The organism is Microcystis sp. LE19-195.1E, from assembly GCF_027532095.1.
Lineage (GTDB): Bacteria > Cyanobacteriota > Cyanobacteriia > Cyanobacteriales > Microcystaceae > Microcystis > Microcystis aeruginosa.
Genome location: NZ_JAPZSZ010000209.1, coordinates 1 through 3,828 on the forward strand (window position 1 = coordinate 1; position 3,828 = coordinate 3,828).

The window sequence follows — 3,828 nt, forward strand, 5'->3', positions numbered from 1 at the left end:
ACGGGGAGATTTAATCAAAGCCCCTCGATTTTTGTTGAAAGTACAGAGTAAGCTTAAATTGCTACAAAGACGCTTGAAACATCAAGTCAAAGGCTCGAACAATTGGTTAAAACTCCAAGAGAAGATAGCAAGATTACACGAGAAAGTGTCTAATACCCGCAGGGATTGGCATTTCAAGTTAGCTCATTACCTTTGCGATTTTGCTGATAATATCTTCGTTGAAGATATTAACTTCGTTTCCTGGTCTAGAGGAATCGTTAGAAAACAATCTCTAGATTCGGGCATCAGTAGTTTTATTAATGAGATACTACCGTTTGTCGCTTGGAAACGGGGAAAATATTATCTTAAAGTCGATAAAAACGGAACTTCGCAAGAGTGTCCGAATTGTGGCGCAATTACCGGTAAAAAAGCCTTATCGGAAAGAGTTCACCGGTGTGATTCTTGCGGCCACATTGAACCAAGAGATACGGCATCAGCGAAGGTAATCGAGAACCGAGGAAAAAACGCGGTCGGACTGACCGTGTTAGAAAACGCTTGCGGAGGCGGTCGGTTGGGGGTCGTTCAGTTAAACCTGTTTGATCTAGTCAAGAGCAGATGAACCAAGAATCCCCCGCTAAACCGCGCGAGCGGTTTAGCGGGGGAGAGTCAAGCTTCCACTAAACGAAAAGCCGCACCCAAACCGACAGCGATCTCATCGGGAGAAATTCTGCCATCATGGTTAATATCGATCGCATCAAATACCGCATCGGTTCCCGCCCATTCTTCCCGGGTGATGAAACCATCCCCATCATGATCATAGACTCGGAAAATATCTTCGGCGGCGTGTTCTAGGGTTGACTGACCTTCCAACTGGGTTAAACGTTGAATCAGCAATTGTTCTAATAATTCTAAAGCTTTGGTAAAACCTTGAATACCTTCCGTTAGTTTTTCGGAAGCCATGGCATCTTCGGCGTGCATTTTCTCAAAAGTCGCTTGATCCATGGCAATTTTGACAATATCAAGGGTTGCGGCCTGTGCTGGATCGAGCTTACGGGGTAAATCGGCTTCTGTCTCTTGCAATTGTTCGAGCAGTTTCGGAGAAATGGTTAAAAGATCACAACCAGCTAACTCGCAAATTTCACCGATATTGCGGAAACTTGCCCCCATAACTTCGGTTTTATAGCCAAACTTTTTATAGTAGTTATAGATCTGGGTAACGGATTGGACTCCTGGATCTTCAGCGCCAACGTAGTCTTTACCGGTTTCTTTTTTATACCAATCGAGAATCCGACCGACAAAGGGAGAAATTAAGGTTACTCCCGCCTCCGCACAGGCGATCGCCTGATGGAAACCGAATAATAGGGTTAAATTACAGTGAATTCCCTCTTTTTCGAGGACTTCTGCGGCTTTAATCCCTTCCCAAGTCGAGGCAATTTTAATTAAGACTCTTTCTCTAGAGATACCCGCTTTTTCATACTGGGAAATTAGATAACGGGCCTTGTGGATGGTAGCTTGGGTATCGTAGGAAAGACGAGCATCTACTTCGGTCGAGACGCGGCCGGGGACGATTTGCAGGATTTGCAGACCAAAACCGATCGCTAGGCGATCGAAAGCTAATTTGGCCACATCTTCCGGGGTGGCCTGCTTTCCCAATTCTTTTCTGGCCGCTTGCAGGGTTTGATCGACAATCGGCCGATATGGGGGCATTTGGGCCGCGGCCGTAATCAGGGAGGGGTTAGTGGTGGTATCCTGGGGTGTAAAAGCTTCGATCGCTTGGATATCGCCGGTATCGGCAACAACCACTGTAAATTCCCGTAATTGTTCTAGTAGGGTTTTAGCCATAACTTCTCCAGATGCGTGTTAACGCAAGACTTTATCTGGATCTTAGCGATTCGATCGAGAGGAAGGGGAAAATTCCCGATTGATTTAATTCCCACCCACAGACCTTGGCAAAGTGGGGATAAGCGCAGCAATCTTTTGGCCACTCCTTGCCCAAAGTCCTGTATTTGTGATAGTATTAGTGATTGTGTCGATTTAATAAAAGGGAGTTTATGCCCAAGCTAAAAACGCGAAAGGCGGCGGCCAAACGATTCGAGGCCACGGGAAGCGGCAAAAAAATCAAACGTCGCAAAGCCTTCAAAAATCACCTACTCGATCATAAAAGTGCCGAACGCAAGCGCCGTCGTTTGTCCCAGATTACCTTGGTACACGAGCGCGACGAGAAGGAAGTGCGCTTAATGTTGCCCTATTTGTAAATTTTCCAGAAAAATTGTCTAAAGGATCATCATGTCTAGAGTAAAACGGGGGAATGTCGCCCGCAAGCGACGCAAAAAAGTTCTCAAATTAGCCAAAGGTTTTCGCGGTTCCCACTCGCGCTTATTCCGTACCGCTAACCAACAGGTCATGAAGGCCTTGCGGAATGCCTATAGAGACCGTCGCAAACGTAAACGCGATTTTCGTCGTCTTTGGATTACCCGCATTAATGCCGCTGCTCGTCAACAGGGCATCAGTTACAGCCAACTGACCGGACAATTAAAGAAAGCTAATATCCTCCTCAATCGGAAAATGTTGGCCCAATTAGCTGTCCTCGATCCCGTCGCTTTTGCTAAAGTGGTAGAACTAGCCAAAGGATAATTTAGCCCCGAGCATGACGGAAACTTGGCAAACGATTCAATTCCCCAGTTCAGAAAGTGCGATCGCTTTAGCGGGTCATCAAGAAGCTAACCTCAAATTGATAGCCAGGCAAACTGGGGCGAATTTAGTCCTCAGAGGCATGGAATTGCGGATTGCGGGGCAACCGACCCCGGTGGAGCGTGCCACAGCGATTGTGCGCTCCTTAAGTATTTTATGGCAAGAGGCCAAGTTAATCGCCGAAGCCGATATTATGACCGCTATCCATGCCCTCGATACGGGGCGTTCTAGTGAGTATAAAGAACTACAGCAGGATATTCTCGCCCGTACCCGTCGCGGGGAGCTAATTCGGGCAAAAACCTTCCGTCAGCGTCAATATATCCAAGCGATTCAAAGTCACGATATCACCTTTTGTATTGGACCTGCTGGCACGGGGAAAACCTTTTTAGCCGCCGTTTTAGCCGTACAAGCTCTATTAGAAGATAAAGTAGAACGGATTATCCTCACCCGGCCGGCCGTGGAAGCGGGGGAAAAATTAGGCTTTCTCCCGGGGGATTTACAGCAAAAAGTCGATCCTTTTTTGCGTCCCCTCTACGATGCTTTATACGAATTTATCGAAGCGGCCAAAATTCCCGACCTGATGGAACGGGGTAAAATCGAAATCGCTCCCTTAGCTTATATGCGGGGACGAACCCTAGCTAATGCTTTTGTTATCGTTGATGAGGCCCAAAATACCACCCCAGCACAGTTAAAAATGGTCTTAACTCGCTTGGGATTCGGTTCGCGCATGGTAGTAACTGGAGATGTCACCCAAACCGATTTACCGCAACAACAGGAATCGGGGTTAATTGCCGCTCAAAAAATCCTCAAATCAGTAGAAGGGATCGCTTTTTGTTACCTATCCCGGGCCGATGTGGTGCGTCATCCCTTAGTACAAAAAATTGTCTCAGCTTACGAACAGCACGAAAAATAACAGATTGTTGAGATAGTCGCTCTTGTACTCTTGCGAGAGAGTATAGAATTAGGGTCTGTTGAAAAAGTTTGTTGGTGGGGGCAGGGTGTGGGGTGTAGGGTGTAGGGTGTAGGGTTTTACCCATTTTCAGGCGGTCAATTACCTAATTTTCAGGGAAAAAGTGCCTAAATTTCCCCCCGATCACTCCCATATCCGGTACTTTTTGATTGACAAAAGGTCTAAAAGTCTTATCCAACAAGGTTTTT

General features: G+C 46.6%; 5 protein-coding genes. 4 read left to right on the forward strand and 1 reads right to left on the reverse strand.

Going from position 1 to position 3,828, the window contains the following annotated elements; translation table 11 throughout:
* Window positions 1-598, forward strand: a 598-nt coding sequence (locus O9300_RS12015; protein WP_287971842.1) for an RNA-guided endonuclease InsQ/TnpB family protein, incomplete at its 5' end; no start/stop codon positions are given.
* Window positions 599-645: 47 nt separating this feature from the next.
* Here the strand turns inward: O9300_RS12015 and O9300_RS12020 are convergent.
* Window positions 646-1,821 carry a transaldolase gene (locus O9300_RS12020; protein WP_287971844.1) on the reverse strand — a complete coding sequence of 392 codons (1,176 nt, stop codon included), beginning with the start codon at window positions 1,819-1,821 and terminating at the stop codon, window positions 646-648.
* Window positions 1,822-2,030: 209 nt separating this feature from the next.
* On the opposite strand from O9300_RS12020, the gene rpmI reads away from it, so the two are divergent.
* The 3 genes from rpmI to O9300_RS12035 are packed head-to-tail and all read left to right on the forward strand — an operon-like array spanning window position 2,031 to window position 3,583.
* Window positions 2,031-2,234 (forward strand): 50S ribosomal protein L35, encoded by a 204-nt coding sequence (rpmI, locus tag O9300_RS12025; RefSeq protein WP_002781071.1) that lies wholly within the window; start codon window positions 2,031-2,033, stop codon window positions 2,232-2,234.
* Between the two features lie 31 nt (window positions 2,235-2,265).
* Window positions 2,266-2,613: a 50S ribosomal protein L20 gene (gene rplT, locus O9300_RS12030; protein ID WP_002791991.1), complete on the forward strand. Its 348-nt coding sequence runs from the start codon at window positions 2,266-2,268 to the stop codon at window positions 2,611-2,613.
* Window positions 2,614-2,626: 13 nt separating this feature from the next.
* The gene (locus O9300_RS12035) at window positions 2,627-3,583 is read left to right on the forward strand and encodes a PhoH family protein (RefSeq protein ID WP_002772048.1); all 957 of its coding nucleotides are present in this window, start codon (window positions 2,627-2,629) and stop codon (window positions 3,581-3,583) included.
* Window positions 3,584-3,828 lie beyond the last annotated feature (245 nt).

Coding starts and splice junctions, on each gene's coding strand:
- O9300_RS12020 (WP_287971844.1), bottom strand. CDS start 1,821: ATGGCTAAAACCCTACTAGAACAATTACGGGAATTTACAGTGGTTGTT.
- rpmI (WP_002781071.1), top strand. CDS start 2,031: ATGCCCAAGCTAAAAACGCGAAAGGCGGCGGCCAAACGATTCGAGGCC.
- rplT (WP_002791991.1), top strand. CDS start 2,266: ATGTCTAGAGTAAAACGGGGGAATGTCGCCCGCAAGCGACGCAAAAAA.
- O9300_RS12035 (WP_002772048.1), top strand. CDS start 2,627: ATGACGGAAACTTGGCAAACGATTCAATTCCCCAGTTCAGAAAGTGCG.